The 15087-nt window shown below is 59.1% G+C and carries 15 protein-coding genes and 1 tRNA gene; 15 read left to right on the forward strand and 1 reads right to left on the reverse strand.

Features of this window, described 5'->3' with window-relative positions; translation table 11 throughout:
* Positions 1–288: 288 nt before the first annotated feature.
* Positions 289–2658 carry a TonB-dependent receptor gene (locus GM655_RS12255; RefSeq protein WP_229632539.1) on the reverse strand — a complete coding sequence of 790 codons (2370 nt, stop codon included), beginning with the start codon at positions 2656–2658 and terminating at the stop codon, positions 289–291.
* 191 nt (positions 2659–2849) lie between these two features.
* On the opposite strand from GM655_RS12255, the gene GM655_RS12260 reads away from it, so the two are divergent.
* The 15 genes from GM655_RS12260 (at position 2850) to nuoK (ending at position 15043) form a co-directional block, all read left to right on the forward strand.
* Positions 2850–3830, forward strand: a complete 981-nt coding sequence (locus tag GM655_RS12260; protein WP_155434979.1) for an NAD(P)H-quinone oxidoreductase — start codon at positions 2850–2852, stop codon at positions 3828–3830.
* A gap of 99 nt (positions 3831–3929) precedes the next feature.
* Positions 3930–4676 carry a triose-phosphate isomerase gene (gene tpiA / locus GM655_RS12265; RefSeq protein ID WP_155434980.1) on the forward strand — a complete coding sequence of 249 codons (747 nt, stop codon included), beginning with the start codon at positions 3930–3932 and terminating at the stop codon, positions 4674–4676.
* 88 nt (positions 4677–4764) lie between these two features.
* Complete coding sequence (secG, locus tag GM655_RS12270; protein ID WP_155434981.1) at positions 4765–5172, forward strand: preprotein translocase subunit SecG; 408 nt, start codon at positions 4765–4767, stop codon at positions 5170–5172.
* Positions 5173–5366: 194 nt separating this feature from the next.
* A tRNA-Leu gene (locus tag GM655_RS12275) sits at positions 5367–5451 on the forward strand.
* 173 nt (positions 5452–5624) lie between these two features.
* Complete coding sequence (locus GM655_RS12280; RefSeq protein ID WP_161034870.1) at positions 5625–5984, forward strand: NADH-quinone oxidoreductase subunit A; 360 nt, start codon at positions 5625–5627, stop codon at positions 5982–5984.
* 3 nt (positions 5985–5987) lie between these two features.
* Positions 5988–6464 carry a NuoB/complex I 20 kDa subunit family protein gene (locus GM655_RS12285; protein ID WP_008450353.1) on the forward strand — a complete coding sequence of 159 codons (477 nt, stop codon included), beginning with the start codon at positions 5988–5990 and terminating at the stop codon, positions 6462–6464.
* Between the two features lies 1 nt (position 6465).
* Entirely contained in the window at positions 6466–7056 is a 591-nt protein-coding gene (locus GM655_RS12290; RefSeq protein WP_155434982.1) for an NADH-quinone oxidoreductase subunit C, read from the forward strand.
* Between the two features lie 3 nt (positions 7057–7059).
* A complete protein-coding gene (locus GM655_RS12295) occupies positions 7060–8313 on the forward strand; it encodes an NADH-quinone oxidoreductase subunit D (RefSeq protein WP_155434983.1) in 1254 nt (417 codons plus the stop codon).
* Positions 8314–8332: 19 nt separating this feature from the next.
* Positions 8333–8812, forward strand: coding sequence for an NADH-quinone oxidoreductase subunit NuoE (nuoE, locus tag GM655_RS12300; protein ID WP_155434984.1), 480 nt, complete (start codon positions 8333–8335; stop codon positions 8810–8812).
* Positions 8809–10104, forward strand: a complete 1296-nt coding sequence (nuoF, locus tag GM655_RS12305; protein ID WP_155434985.1) for an NADH-quinone oxidoreductase subunit NuoF — start codon at positions 8809–8811, stop codon at positions 10102–10104. The genes nuoE and nuoF overlap by 4 nt, the downstream gene beginning before the upstream one ends.
* A gap of 22 nt (positions 10105–10126) precedes the next feature.
* Entirely contained in the window at positions 10127–12457 is a 2331-nt protein-coding gene (gene nuoG, locus GM655_RS12310) for an NADH-quinone oxidoreductase subunit NuoG (protein WP_155434986.1), read from the forward strand.
* A complete protein-coding gene (gene nuoH, locus GM655_RS12315) occupies positions 12457–13542 on the forward strand; it encodes an NADH-quinone oxidoreductase subunit NuoH (RefSeq protein WP_155434987.1) in 1086 nt (361 codons plus the stop codon). The genes nuoG and nuoH overlap by 1 nt, the downstream gene beginning before the upstream one ends.
* Positions 13543–13554: 12 nt before the next feature.
* Positions 13555–14043 (forward strand): NADH-quinone oxidoreductase subunit NuoI, encoded by a 489-nt coding sequence (nuoI, locus tag GM655_RS12320; RefSeq protein ID WP_155434988.1) that lies wholly within the window; start codon positions 13555–13557, stop codon positions 14041–14043.
* Between the two features lie 65 nt (positions 14044–14108).
* Complete coding sequence (locus tag GM655_RS12325) at positions 14109–14738, forward strand: NADH-quinone oxidoreductase subunit J (protein ID WP_155434989.1); 630 nt, start codon at positions 14109–14111, stop codon at positions 14736–14738.
* On the forward strand, positions 14735–15043 hold the full coding sequence (gene nuoK / locus GM655_RS12330; RefSeq protein WP_008450334.1) for an NADH-quinone oxidoreductase subunit NuoK: 309 nt from the start codon (positions 14735–14737) through the stop codon (positions 15041–15043). Before GM655_RS12325 ends, nuoK begins: the two co-directional genes overlap by 4 nt.
* Positions 15044–15087 lie beyond the last annotated feature (44 nt).

The raw sequence follows: 15087 nt of genomic DNA on the forward strand, positions 1-15087 counted from the left end.
AGCTTGGGGTCAGGTCGGGCAAAGTGCAGGTGTCAGGTCGGGCAAATGGGCATATTTTCATGCATTCAATCTAGAGGCTGACTGGTGCAACGATCAGGTTGCCCTCACAGCATAAACGACTGGCCACACAAGTTCTATGCATGGCTAAGTTCCTGCATCGTATTTCTCATGCGAAAGTGTGCCCCAGTGCCCGACCTGACACCTGCACTTTGCCCGACCTGACCCCGCAAAAAAAATGCCGGATGGGGTATCCGGCATGGGGAAAGCTTTACAGCGACTTGACCTCGATTACAGTTCGTAGTTCACGGTCAGGCGTACGGCGCGCGCATCCCCCTTGTACAGGAAGGCGCCCGAGCGGTACACGGCCGTGTAGTAGTCCTTGTTGCCGACGTTGAGCACATTCAGGCGCAGGTCGAAACGGCGGCTGAAGCGGTAGGCGGCAAACACGTCGTACACGGTGAAGGCCGGTACTGGCTGGGCGCATACGCCGTTGGTGTAGCCGGCTGCCGTATCGGGCTGGCCGCCGCAACGGTCGCTCTCGTGGCGCGCTACGGCGCCATAGCTGAGGGCATCGGTCTGCTGGAATTTTAGCTGGGCCGAGAAGGACTTCTTGGCGAAGTTGGCCAGCGGCTTGCCGATATTCGTGGCCGTGGCCGAACCGAGTACTTCCGACTGCATGATGCTGCCGCCGATCTGACCCGACAGGCGCTCGGTGAAGTTACCGGCGACGCCCACTTCGAGACCGCGTACGCGGTTTTTGCCCGAGTTGAAGGTGCCGATCGTGTCGTAGTTGGCGCCTTCCATCACGTCTTTCTTGGTGGTCTGGAACAGGGCAGCGGTGGCCAGCAGTTTGTGGTCGAACAGGTCCCACTTGGTGCCCAGTTCGTAGTTGATCGAGGTTTCCGGCTTGGCGCCAGCGATCTTGCCGTCGTACAGCACGGCGCCGCCGTAGCCGCTGTTGGTGCCCGAATCGGCTTCGCCGCCGTTGATGTCCTGCGCACTGGCGACGCTAGCGTAGACGATGGCGTCCTTGGCGACCTTGTAGCTCAGGCCCAAGTGGCCGTTGACCAGCGTATCGTTGTAGCCGTAGTCGCCCGTGATCACGCCGGTGGTGTTGTTGCGGCGCACCAGATTCAGGTCGAAGTAGTCGGCACGGAGTCCGCCGAATGCGCTCAGTTTGTCCGTCAGGTCTACCGTGTCCATGGCCGTCAGCGCCACGGTCTTGACATGCCAGTCCTGATTCCAGCCCAGACGGGTGGCGCTGCGGCCGGCCAGCGTGTTCAGGTTGGCGTAGTTCTGGCCGTAGGCGTCGCTGAGGCAATAGGCATTCAGCGGGCCGACTATCGGCGTGTTATTGCCGACGGTGCGGCAATTGTAGGCGCCCGTGTTGGTGATCTGGTAGGTGCCGGACAGCACTTTGTGGTCGGTGTATTCGGCACCGAAGATGAACTCGTGTTTGAGGCCGGCCAGTTCCTTGTCCCAGCGCAGATTGCTCTGGTGCGCGAAGTAATCGACTTCCTGCCAGCCCGTGTGGCCACCATCCAGCGCCGCTGCGGTGAAGGGCACGCTGTTGCTGCCGTTGTAGCGGGTGCCGATATTTGCGCCCGTGGTGACATAGGCGTTGCTGGACTTGCCGTAGCGGGTCAGGCTGGTCAGCTTGAGTTGCGGTGCAATTTTCCAGTTGATGCGCGCGGTCAGCGTATCGACATCCGATTGCAGGAAGTCGCTGGTCTGGGCATACACGGGCACATTGGTGGCCGGTACGCGGTTGGGCACGCTGCCGACCAGATAGCCGCCCAGGTCGGGCATGTGGTCCTTGGTGCGCAGGCCGTAGTAGTCGGTGGTCAGGCTGAAGGTGTCGGAAGCTTCCCACAGGCCGGACAGGGCCAGACCGCTGCGGCTGCGGTTCGATGGCGCACGGCCCGGCACGTCTTCTTCACCCCACAGGATGTTGGCGCGCACGGCGAAGTTCTCGCCATAGCCACGGTTCACGTCCGAGGTGATGCGGCGTTGCGAATCGCTGCCTACGCCCATGGAGAAGCGGGTGAAGTCGTGATCCAGCGTGGCCTGCTTGGTGATGGCGTTGACGGCGCCGCCCGCCGTGCCGCGGCCGGCGAAGCTCGAATTGGGGCCTTTGGAAATTTCGATCTGTTCGACGGCGAAGCTTTCGCGCGTGCTCATGCCGGGGTCGCGCAGACCGTCGACGAATACGTCGCTGCGCGCTTCCTGACCGCGGATGATGTAGCGGTCGCCGAAAGCGTTACCGTTTTCGCCCGTGCCCAGCGTGATGCCCGGTTGCGCGGCCAGAATCTGTTTCAGGTCGGTCAGGCCGGAGTCGTCGATGGCAGCCTTGGTAACCACGGAAATGGTCTGCGGGGTTTCTGCCAGCGGGCGGGTGTGGCGGCTATCACCCGAAGTCTTGGCCTTGTAAGGCGTACCGGCTTCGGCGTTGGGATTCGGGTCGAGGCGCTTACCGAGCACCAGCACTTCGCGCATGTCGACGGTCTTGTCGGTGGCGGCGGTCTGGGCCACGGCTGCCAGCGGCAGCAGCATGGCGGTGGACAGGCCCATGGCCAGGCTGGTTTTTTGCATGCTGCGCAGGGCGCTATCCTGTTCCATGCGGATGCTGTGCGGGTGTTGGGCTTTCGGCTTGTTCAAAATAGTCGTCTCGAAAAAAGGGTGGGACGGAAATAAAGTTTGGCGAAGAGTATAAGCAGACTTAATGCGAATGTAAATAGGAATTGATCTCATTAACATCTTGGCTCTCATTTCCGTTTGCGGTGCGTACGACGTCAGAGCGGCGCTGGCGTACAATTGCCGTTTGACCAAGTTTGATAGGAGTGGGTGCGATGCGTGCGATACAGATAGTTCAGCCTGGTGCGGCCGAGGTGCTGCAGCTATGCGAGCGGCCTATGCCCGTGGCCGGCGCCGGCGAAGTGCTGATCAAAGTGCATGCGGCGGGCATCAACCGGCCCGATGTGCTGCAGCGTAAAGGCCTGTACAACCCGCCGGCTGGCGCCTCCGATCTGCCGGGGCTGGAAGTGGCCGGCGAAATCGTCGACGGCGATCTGGACTACACCACATTTGATCTAGGCGATGCTGTGTGCGCGCTGGTGCAGGGCGGCGGCTATGCCGAATACGTGGTGGCGCCGATCGAGCAGGTACTGCCCGTGCCCAAGGGCTGGAGCATGCTGGAAGCGGCCACCATTCCGGAAAACTACTTCACGGTCTGGAGCAATGTCTGGGACCGGGCGCGGCTGGCGGCTGGTGAAACGCTGCTGGTGCAGGGCGGTAGTTCCGGCATCGGCGTGACCGCCATCCAGCTCGCCAGCGCGCTGGGCCACCGTGTATTTGCCACCGCTGGCAGTGACGACAAGGTGGCGGCCTGCGTGAAACTCGGCGCCGAGCGCGGCATCAACTACCGCAGCGAAGACTTCGGCGCCGTGGTCAAGACGCTCACGGATGGCCGCGGTGTCGACGTGATTCTCGACATGGTGGGCGGTGATTACCTGCCGCGCGAAATCGACTGTCTGGCCGATGATGGCCGCATCGGCCTGATTGCCACGCTGGGCGGCTCCAAGGCTACCGTTGATATGGGGCAGGTACTGCGCCGCCGCCTGACCATCAGCGGCTCGACCCTGCGCCCCCGCTCGCCTGCTTTCAAGGGCGCGATTGCGCGCCAGTTGCTGGAAAAGGTCTGGCCGCTGTTGGCTACACGTAAGCTGCAACCGGTAATCTACGAAGTTTTCCCGCTGGAGCAGGCCGCCGCGGCACACGCTTTGATGGAGAGCAGCCAGCATGTGGGCAAGATCATGCTGCAGGTGATCTAGTCGATGCCAGTGTGGCGATCGCGGCACGCTGCCAGCCCGTCGTTTGACCGGTATTCCGGCAACGCGTTAAAATAACGGGTTATTGAATTTTAGGCTACTATGCGACGCAAACTTGTCATCGGCAACTGGAAGATGAACGGCAACCGTGCCGCCAACTCCACTTTGCTGTCCGGTATACTGGCCGGTCTGAACGATTTCGGTGCTGACTGCGCAGTGTGCGTACCGGCGCCGTATCTGGCTCAATGTGAATCCCAGCTGCAGGGCAGTGCGGTAGCGTGGGGTGCGCAAGACCTCTCCGTACACGCCAGCGGCGCCTACACGGGCGAAGTGGCAGCGGCCATGCTGGTGGACTTCGGTTGCCGCTATGTGCTGTGTGGCCACTCGGAACGTCGTGCCTACCATCATGAAAGCAATGAACTGGTGGCACAGAAGGCCCGTGCCGCACTGGCCGCCGGCCTGACGCCGGTGGTGTGTGTGGGTGAAACGCTGGAGCAGCGCGAAGCGGGGCAAACGGCCGCCGTGATCGGCGCCCAACTGCAAGCCGTGCTGGATGTGCTGGAAAACAGCGAGCTGATCAAGATTGTGGTGGCTTACGAACCAGTCTGGGCCATTGGCACGGGCAAAACTGCAACACCGCAGATCGCGCAGGAAGCGCACGCGCTGCTGCGTGCGCAACTGGCAGCCAAGGATGCAGTCGCGGCGGCCAGCATGCAGATACTGTATGGCGGCAGCATGAAGCCGGAAAATGCCAAGGAACTGATGGCTCAGCCTGATATTGATGGCGGCCTGATAGGCGGTGCAGCTTTGAAGGCAGCGGATTTCCTCGGCATTATCCAGGCCGTTTAAACCGCCGTATGCAAGGTATTAGCTGCGACGAATTAGCAGTGCAGCAGTAAATAGCAGTAAAAACATTTTTATTTTTGAATGGAATAGCATGAACACTTTGTTCAATCTGGTTATCGTAGTTCAGGTTCTGTCGGCCATCGCCATCATCGGTCTGGTGCTGCTGCAGCATGGTAAGGGTGCCGATATGGGCGCCGCCTTCGGTTCGGGCGCTTCGGGCAGCCTGTTCGGTGCCACCGGCTCGTCGAACTTCATGTCCAAATCGACCGGCATCGCGGCCGCGATCTTCTTCAGCGCCACCCTCGCGCTGTCGTATATCTCGACCCAGCGTGGCGATACCGTCAGCGGCGGTGTAATGGATAAAGCAGTGCCAGCAGCGCCAGCGCCTGCTGCGCCAGTCACCGGCACGGCAGCAATTCCGACCGCGCCAGCGGCTGCACCGGCAACGGCACCTGCTGCACCGGCCGCCAGCGGCCCGGCTGCTTCGATTCCGAAGTAAGCCTGACGTAAGTTATAAGTTGTGACATTGCCGGCCTGATAAGCCGGCTGCTGAATATTTTGGCAGTTGTGGGTTTTTCTGCTCGAAAAAAACAATTCAATACGTATCTCAGCAAATATTTATCGTTTTTCGTCTTGTTTTAACGCAATTCGCATTAACAAGATTGTGAAAAAGCGTTAGAATAATGGCCTAACGCCGACGTGGTGAAATTGGTAGACACGCTATCTTGAGGGGGTAGTGGCGAAAGCTGTACGAGTTCGAGTCTCGTCGTCGGCACCAGAAATTCAAGGCCAGCATAAGGAGCACCGAAGTGACCCTAGGCTGGCTTTTTTACGAGGATGTGTCGTTCGATCCTGGTCTAAGTAGTTATACGATTGGGGCGAACGTTAAGCGCACCGCAAAACATCGCAGTGGGCCCTTTTAACTGACCGTTCAACATAAGCTCATCAATCGTGAACCTCGAAAATTATCTCCCCGTCCTGCTGTTCATCCTCGTCGGTCTCGGCGTAGGCATACTCCCGCAAGTTCTCGGCCATCTGCTGGGCCCTAAACGCCCAGATGCGGCTAAACTTTCCCCTTACGAGTGCGGTTTCGAAGCATTCGAAGATGCGCGCATGAAGTTCGACGTGCGCTACTACCTGATCGCAATTCTGTTTATTTTGTTCGACCTGGAAACGGCATTCTTCTTCCCATGGGGCGTATCCATGCGCGAACTGGGCTGGGGCGGCTTCGTCACGATGATGGTGTTCATTGCTGAATTCGTTGTCGGTTTTTGGTATATCTGGAAGAAAGGTGCCCTTGATTGGGAATAAGCCATGGCTATTGAAGGCGTATTAAACGAAGGTTTCATCACCACCTCGGCCGACAAGCTGATCAACTGGGCGCGTACGGGTTCCATGTTCCCGATGACGTTCGGTCTGGCCTGCTGCGCGGTTGAAATGATGCACGTGGGCGCGGCCCGTTACGATATGGACCGCTTCGGCGTTGTGTTCCGTCCTTCGCCACGTCAGTCCGACGTGATGATCGTGGCCGGCACGCTGTGCAACAAGATGGCCCCCGCACTGCGCAAGGTCTACGACCAGATGCCAGAGCCGCGCTGGGTGATCTCGATGGGCTCCTGCGCAAACGGCGGCGGCTACTATCACTACTCCTACTCTGTGGTGCGCGGTTGCGACCGCATCGTGCCGGTAGACGTCTACGTGCCGGGCTGCCCGCCTACGGCTGAGGCGCTGCTGTATGGCATCATGCAGCTGCAAAACAAGATCAAGCGTACCAACACGATCGCACGCTAATATGACTACACATTTAGAACAACTGCAAAACGCCCTCGGCACTGCCCTGGGCGATCGCGTTACTACCACCGTTGCACTGGGTGAGATTACGCTGGTAGTGGCTGCGGCCGACTACTACGGCGTGATGCAGACCCTGCGCGACGATGCGACGCTGGGCTTCGACACCATGATCGACCTGTGCGGCGTGGACTACTCGACCTACGGCGACGGTGCCTGGGACGGCCTGCGTTTCGCCGCCGTGACCCATCTGCTGTCCGTTCAGCACAACTGGCGCGTGCGCGTGCGCGTGTTCGCACCGGACGACGATATGCCAGTGCTGGCTTCCATCGTGCCGCTGTGGCGTGCTGCCAACTGGTACGAGCGCGAAGCGTTCGACGTCATGGGCATCCTGTTCGAAGGCCACAACGACCTGCGCCGCATCCTGACCGACTACGGCTTCATCGGCCACCCGTTCCGCAAAGACTTCCCCGTATCGGGCTATGTCGAAATGCGCTACGACCCGGAACAGAAGCGCGTGATCTACCAGCCGGTCACCATCGAGCCACGTGAAAACGTGCCACGCGTGATCCGCGAAGAAAATTACGGGAAGTGACACATGGCAGAGATTAAAAATTACACCCTGAACTTTGGTCCGCAGCACCCGGCAGCGCACGGCGTGCTGCGTCTGGTGCTGGAACTGGACGGCGAAGTGATCCAGCGCGCCGACCCGCACATCGGCCTGCTGCACCGCGGCACCGAGAAGCTGGCCGAGCAGAAGACCTTCCTGCAGTCCGTGCCTTATATGGACCGTCTGGACTACGTTTCGATGATGTGCAACGAGCACGCCTATGTGATGGCCATCGAAAAGCTGCTGGGCGTGGAAGTGCCACTGCGTGCCCAGTACATCCGCGTGATGTTCGACGAAATCACCCGTATCCTGAACCACCTGATGTGGCTGGGCGCGCACGCGCTCGACGTCGGTGCGATGGGTCCGTTCCTGTACTGCTTCCGCGATCGTGAAGACCTGTTCGACTGCTACGAAGCCGTGTCCGGCGCGCGTATGCACGCAGCCTACTACCGTCCGGGCGGCGTGTACCGCGACCTGCCCGATGCGATGCCGCAGCACCGTCCGTCGATCATCCGTTCGGCCAAGGCGATCAGCAAACTCAACGAAAATCGTCAGGGTTCGCTGCTGGACTTCATCGAAGACTTCACCCGTCGTTTCCCGACCTACGTCGACGAATACGAAACCCTGCTGACCGACAACCGTATCTGGAAACAGCGTACCGTCGGCATCGGCGTGGTCTCGCCGGAAGATGCGAAAGCCATGGGCTTTACGGGCGCCATGCTGCGCGGTTCGGGCGTGGCCTGGGACTTGCGCAAGCACCAGCCTTACGAAGTCTACGATCTGATGGACTTCGATATTCCAGTCGGCACCAACGGCGATTGCTATGACCGCTATCTGGTGCGCGTGGAAGAACTGCGTCAGTCCAACCGCATCATCAAACAGTGCGTGGAATGGCTGCGTAATAATCCGGGTCCTGTCATGACCGACAACCGCAAGGTTGCGCCTCCGGGCCGCGTCGACATGAAGACCAATATGGAATCGCTGATTCACCACTTCAAGCTGTTTACCGAAGGCTTCCACGTCCCACCGGGCGAGGTGTACAGCGCGGTGGAACATCCGAAGGGCGAATTCGGCATCTATCTGGTTTCCGATGGCGCCAACAAGCCGTACCGCATGAAGCTGCGCGCACCTGACTACGCGCACTTGCAGTCGCTCGATGAAATGGCGCGTGGCCACATGATCGCCGACGCCGTGACCATCATTGGTACGCAAGATATCGTGTTCGGCAGTATTGACCGCTAAGTCCGAGAGGCAGAAAAGTATGTTGTTATCTGAGCAGTGTTATAAAAAAATCGACCGCGAGCTGGCGAAATACCCAGACGACCAGCGTCAATCGGCCGTGATGGCTGCGCTGGCCCACGCGCAAGTAGAACTGGGCTGGGTCTCGCCGGAAGTCATGCAGGAACTGGCTGACTACATCCGCATGCCGGCCATCGCCGTGCAGGAAGTGGCCACTTTCTACAATATGTACAACCTCAAGCCGGTCGGCAAGCACAAGATCACCGTGTGCACCAACCTGCCTTGCGCTCTGTCGGGCGGTGTACGCGCCGGCGAGCACCTCAAGGACAAGCTGGGCATCGACTACCGTGGCACCACGGAAGATGGCGAGTTCACGCTGATCGAGGGCGAGTGCATGGGCGCCTGCGGCGACGCACCGGTGCTGCTGGTGAACAATCACCGCATGTGCAGCAAAATGAGCAATGAGAAAATCGACGCACTGGTGGAGGAGCTGAAGAAATGACCTCCCTGCATAACCGTCACATCGACCCCGTCATTCTCGCCGGCCTGGACGGCAAGAACTGGCATCTGGAAGACTACGTCAAGCGCGGTGGTTACAGCGCGCTGCGCCGCATTCTGGAAGAGAAAATCACCCCCGAGCAGATCATCGCCGACCTGAAAGCGTCGTCGCTGCGCGGCCGTGGTGGTGCAGGCTTCCCGACCGGTCTGAAGTGGAGCTTCATGCCACGCCAGTTCCCCGGCCAGAAATACCTCGTCTGCAACTCGGACGAAGGCGAACCGGGTACGTTCAAAGACCGCGACATTCTGCGCTACAACCCCCATGCACTGATCGAAGGCATGGCCATCGGCGCTTACGCGATGGGCATCACGGTCGGTTACAACTACATCCACGGTGAAATCTTCGAGGTGTACAGCCTGTTCGAAGATGCACTGGAAGAAGCCCGCGCGGCTGGCTTCCTGGGTGACAAGATCATGGGCAGCGATTTCAGCTTCCAGCTGCACGCGCACCATGGTTATGGCGCTTACATCTGCGGCGAAGAAACCGCGCTGCTGGAATCGCTGGAAGGCAAAAAAGGCCAGCCACGCTTCAAGCCGCCTTTCCCTGCGTCGTTCGGTCTGTATGGCAAGCCAACCACGATTAACAACACCGAGACCTTTGCTGCCGTTCCGTTCATCCTGAATATGGGTCCGGAAAAATATCTGGGCATGGGTCGTCCAAACAACGGCGGTTCCAAGATCTTCTCGATCTCGGGCGACGTTGAGCTGCCGGGCAACTACGAAGTACCGCTGGGTACGCCGTTTGCCAAACTGCTGGAACTGGCAGGCGGTATGCGCGGCGGTAAAAAGATCAAAGCCGTTATCCCGGGTGGTTCGTCCGCTCCGGTGATCCGCGGCGAAGTGATGATGAACACCGACCTCGATTACGATTCGATCTCCAAAGCGGGTTCGATGCTGGGTTCGGGCGCCGTCATCGTCATGGACGAAACGCGTTGCATGGTCAAGGCGATGGAACGTCTGGCTTATTTCTACTTCGAAGAATCGTGCGGTCAGTGCACCCCATGCCGTGAAGGTACGGGCTGGATGTACCGTATGATCCACCGGATTGAAAACGGTCAGGGTCGTCCTTCGGATCTGGATGTGCTGAACTCGATCTGCGACAACATTCAGGGCCGCACTATCTGCGCTCTGGGTGATGCGGCAGCAATGCCTATGCGCGCGTTCATCAAGCAATTCCGCGAAGAATTTGAATATCACGTCGAGCACAAGCGCTGCTTAGTGCCCGCTTACATTTAAGCTGCGTCAGGTAACGATCACCATGGTTGAAATCGAAATAGACGGCAAAAAAGTCGAAGTCCCTGCTGGTAGCATGGTGATGGACGCCGCCAACAAACTGGGAACCTACATTCCGCACTTCTGCTATCACAAGAAATTGTCGATCGCTGCGAACTGCCGTATGTGCCTCGTCGAAGTAGAGAAGGCGCCTAAGCCTTTGCCAGCATGCGCTACGCCCGTTGCGGCCGGCATGATTGTGCGCTCTGCTTCCGACAAGGCCGTACAGGCTCAGAAGTCGGTGATGGAGTTCCTGCTGATTAACCACCCGCTGGACTGCCCGATCTGCGATCAGGGCGGCGAATGCCAGCTGCAGGATCTGGCCGTAGGTTACGGCAAGACCACTTCGCGCTACGAAGAAGACAAGCGCGTAGTGGCGCCGAAAGACGGCGGCCCGCTGGTCTCCATGCAGGAGATGTCGCGCTGCATCCAGTGCACCCGTTGCGTACGTTTCGGTCAGGAAGTGGCCGGCGTGATGGAACTGGGCATGATCGGCCGCGGCGAACATTCCGAAATTACCGCTTTCGTTGGTCAGACCGTGACCTCGGAAATGTCGGGCAATATGATCGACCTGTGCCCTGTGGGTGCACTGACTTCCAAGCCATTCCGTTACAGCGCCCGTTCGTGGGAACTGTCGCGTCGTAAATCGGTATCGCCACACGACGGCCTCGGCGCCAACCTGATCGTTCAGGTCAAAGCCGGCAAGGTCAAGCGCGTGCTGCCGCTGGAAAACGATGCCGTCAACGAATGCTGGATCTCCGATAAAGACCGCTTCTCGTACGAAGGTCTGGACAGCGCTGACCGTCTGACCCAGCCTATGCTCAAGCAAGGCAACGAGTGGAAAGAAGTCGACTGGCAGACCGCGCTCGAATACGTGGCGCACGGCCTGAAAAACATCCGTCACGAACACGGTGCACAGTCGCTGGCTTCGCTGGCGACGCCGCACTCGACGCTGGAAGAACTGCACCTGCTGCAGAAACTGACCCGCGCCATGGGTTCGGACAGCGTTGATACCCGTCTGCGTAACGCGGACGTGTCGCTGCAGGGCGTTGCACCTTGGCTCGGTATGTCGATTGCCGACTTCGGCCATCTGAACCGCGCTTTCGTGATCGGTTCCTTCCTGCGTAAAGATCATCCGCAACTGGCTACGCGTCTGCGTCTGGCAGTGAAGGGCGGCGCCAAGCTGTCCATCCTGCACGCCACCGACGACGACCTGCTGATGAACGTCGCTAACAAGATGATTGCTGCTCCGTCGGACTGGCTGGCAGCACTGTCGCAAGTCGTCGTTGCTGTAGCTGCCGCCAAAGGCGTGGCCGCTCCGGCCGGTTTCGAAGGCGTACAGGCTGATGCCGCTGCGACGGCTATCGCTGCTTCGCTGCTGTCGGGCGACGCTGCACTGAGCCGCGGTGTATTCCTCGGTAACGCTGCAGCCCAGCACCCACAGGCTGGCGCGCTGCACGCTGCCGCCCAGTGGATCGCTGAGCAGACCGGTGCCAAGTTCGGTTACCTGACCGAAGCTGCCAACACCGTGGGTGCTTACGTGGCTAACGCCAACGGCGCCTCGGCACCAGCTTTCAGCGAACAGAAAAAAGCCTACCTGCTGCTCAACGCCGAACCAGCGTTCGACGCGCACAACCCGCAAGCTGCTGCCAGCGCGCTGCAGAACGCCGACATGGTGGTTGTCATGTCGCCGTACAAGCACGGCATGGAATATGCCGACGTGCTGCTGCCAGTATCGCCATTCAGCGAAACTTCGGGCACCTTCGTCAACTGCGAAGGCCGTGCACAGAGCTTCAACGGCACCGTCAAGCCGCTGCTGGAAACCCGCCCTGCATGGAAAGTGCTGCGCGTTCTGGGTAACATCCTCGGCCTGTCGGGCTTCGAGTATGAAACTTCGGAAGCCATCCGTGACGAAGTGCTGGGCGCCGGTGTGACCGACGTTTCCGCCAAGCTGAACAACCGCAGCGCCGCTGCTCCGGTGGCCGCGCAAATCGGCAACGGTGGCACCGAGCGTATCGCCGATGTACCGATCTACTTCGCCGACGCCATCGTGCGCCGTGCCGAGTCGCTGCAACAGACCGTCGACGCGGCTGCGCCGAAAGCGCATCTGTCGGCAGCGCTGGCCCAGCAACTGGGTGTGGCTGCAGGCGATCTGGTGAAAGTGACCCAGGGTGCCGGTAGCGCCACGCTGGTTGCTGCCATCGACGCAGCGCTGCCAGAGCGCACCGTGCGTGTCGCTGCAGCCCATGCATCGACCGCTGCGCTGGGTAGCATGTTCGGTTCTATCACTGTTGAAAAAGCAGGAGAGGGTAAATAATGGCTCTGCCTGAATTCGTAACGACTATTAATGCCATGGGCGCCAACAGTGTGCTGGCCCCGGCATGGCCGCTGATCTGGGCCATGATCCGTATCGTGGTGGTACTGATGCCGCTGATGGGTCTGGTGGCTTACCTGACCCTGTGGGAACGTAAGTTCATCGGCTGGATCCAGATCCGTGTGGGTCCTAACCGTGTCGGTCCTGCCGGTCTGCTGCAGCCTATCGCCGATGCGCTGAAACTGCTGTTTAAAGAGATCATCACCCCGGCCAAGGCTAACCCTGGTCTGTTCGTGATCGGTCCTATCATGACCATCATGCCGGCACTGGCCGCATGGTCGGTGGTGCCGTTCGGTCCTGAAGCCGTGCTGGCCAATGTGAACGCCGGTCTGCTGCTGCTGATGGCAATCACCTCGATGGAAGTGTACGGCATCATCATTGCCGGCTGGGCTTCGAACTCGAAGTACTCCTTCCTCGGCGCGATGCGTGCTTCGGCACAGATGATTTCCTACGAAATCCCGATGGGCTTCGTACTGGTAGTGATTCTGATGGTATCCGGTTCGCTGAACTTCGGCGAAATCGTCGCCAGCCAGCAGCGCGGCATGATGGCGGCACAAGGCCTGAATCTGCTGTCGTGGAACTGGCTGCCACTGCTGCCACTGTTCGTGGTGTACCTGACTTCCGGTCTGGCCGAATGTAACCGTCACCCGTTCGACGTGGTGGAAGGCGAGTCGGAGATCGTTGCAGGTCACATGGTGGAATACTCGGGTATGGCCTACGCCATGTTCATGCTGGCCGAATACGCCAACATGATCCTGATCGCCACGCTGGCTTCGATCATGTTCCTCGGTGGCTGGTCGGCACCGCTGGCTGCACTCGAATTCTGGGGCGGTTTCGGTGGCTTCTTCTGGCTGTTCGCTAAGGTCTTCTTCCTGGTCTCGGTGTTCATCTGGGTGCGCGGTACCTTCCCACGCTACCGCTATGACCAGATCATGCGTCTGGGCTGGAAAGTGTTCATCCCTCTGACGCTGGTGTATCTGGTACTGGTGGCAGGCGTGATGCAGACCTCCTGGAATATCTGGAAGTAAGGATTAGAGAATATGGAACGTTTAAAAGATTTCATCGGCAGCTTCATGCTGACCGAACTGATCAAAGGGATGGCGCTGACGGGCAAGTATATGTTCTCGCGCAAAATCACCGTGCAGTACCCGGAAGAGAAGACGCCGATGTCGCCACGTTTCCGTGGTCTGCATGCACTGCGTCGTTATCCTAACGGTGAAGAGCGCTGCATCGCCTGCAAACTGTGCGAAGCAGTGTGCCCGGCGATGGCGATCAGCATCGAGTCGGAACAGCGTGCTGACGGTTCGCGCCGTACCACCCGTTACGACATCGACCTGACCAAGTGCATCTTCTGCGGCTTCTGCGAAGAATCCTGCCCGGTCGATTCCATCGTTGAAACGCATGTACTGGAATACCACGGCGAAAAACGCGGCGATCTGTACTACACGAAAGAGATGCTGCTGGCAGTTGGTGATCGCTACGAATCAGAGATCGCCGAAGCACGCGCAGCCGACGCTCCTTACCGCTGATCGTTGCCGGCCCTGTGCCGGCATCCCAGTGTATTGATCAATTATGTACGTCTCTTGGGTTAGTTATGGAATTTAAAACTGCTTTGTTCTACGCCTTCTCAGCCATCATGATTCTGGCTGCGACGCGCGTTATCACGGCCCGCAACCCGGTGCACGCAGCACTGTTCCTGGTGCTGGCGTTCTTCTCGGCGGCCGGCATCTGGATGCTGCTGGAAGCGGAGTTCCTCGCCATCGTGCTGGTACTCGTCTACGTGGGCGCCGTGATGGTGCTGTTCCTGTTCGTGGTGATGATGCTCGATCTGGATACCGACAAGATGCGCCAGGGCTTCTGGAGCTATCTGCCACTGGCTTCGGCCATCGGCGCGCTGATCGTGCTGGAAATGGCGGCCGTGCTGTGGCGCTCGTTCTACGCAATGGACCAGCAACCGGTCAACGCCGGCAATATCGGCGGCACCAAAGAACTGGGCCTGCTGATCTACACCAAATACATCTACGGCTTCGAAGTCGCTGCAGCAGTGCTGCTGGTGGCTATCATCGCTGCCGTGGCGCTGACCCTGCGCAAGCGCAAGGACATCAAATATCTCGACCCGTCGGAAGCGGTACGCGTCAAGCGTAACGACCGTCTGCGCATCGTCAAAGTCGATGCCGTCAGCACGCGCGGCGCGGCCGAAGCAGAAGTTAAGGAGGCACCATGACTTTATCGCTGGCTCATTACCTCGTTCTTGGCGCGATACTGTTCGCGATCTCGATCGTCGGTATTTTCCTCAATCGCAAAAATATCATCGTCCTGCTGATGGCCATCGAACTGATGCTGCTGGCAGTGAACATGAACTTTATCGCGTTCTCCCATTATCTGGGTGACGCGGCCGGGCAGATCTTCGTGTTCTTCATTCTGACCGTCGCCGCTGCCGAATCGGCAATCGGCCTCGCGATTCTGGTGGTGATGTTCCGTAATCTGGACACCATCAATGTAGAAGACCTGGATAGCTTGAAGGGTTAATCCTTCGTGGCTAAGTTCAATTTCGAATAATAACGATTAAGGTT

The organism is Pseudoduganella danionis (assembly GCF_009720775.1).
Taxonomy (GTDB): Bacteria; Pseudomonadota; Gammaproteobacteria; order Burkholderiales; family Burkholderiaceae_D; genus Rugamonas; species Rugamonas danionis.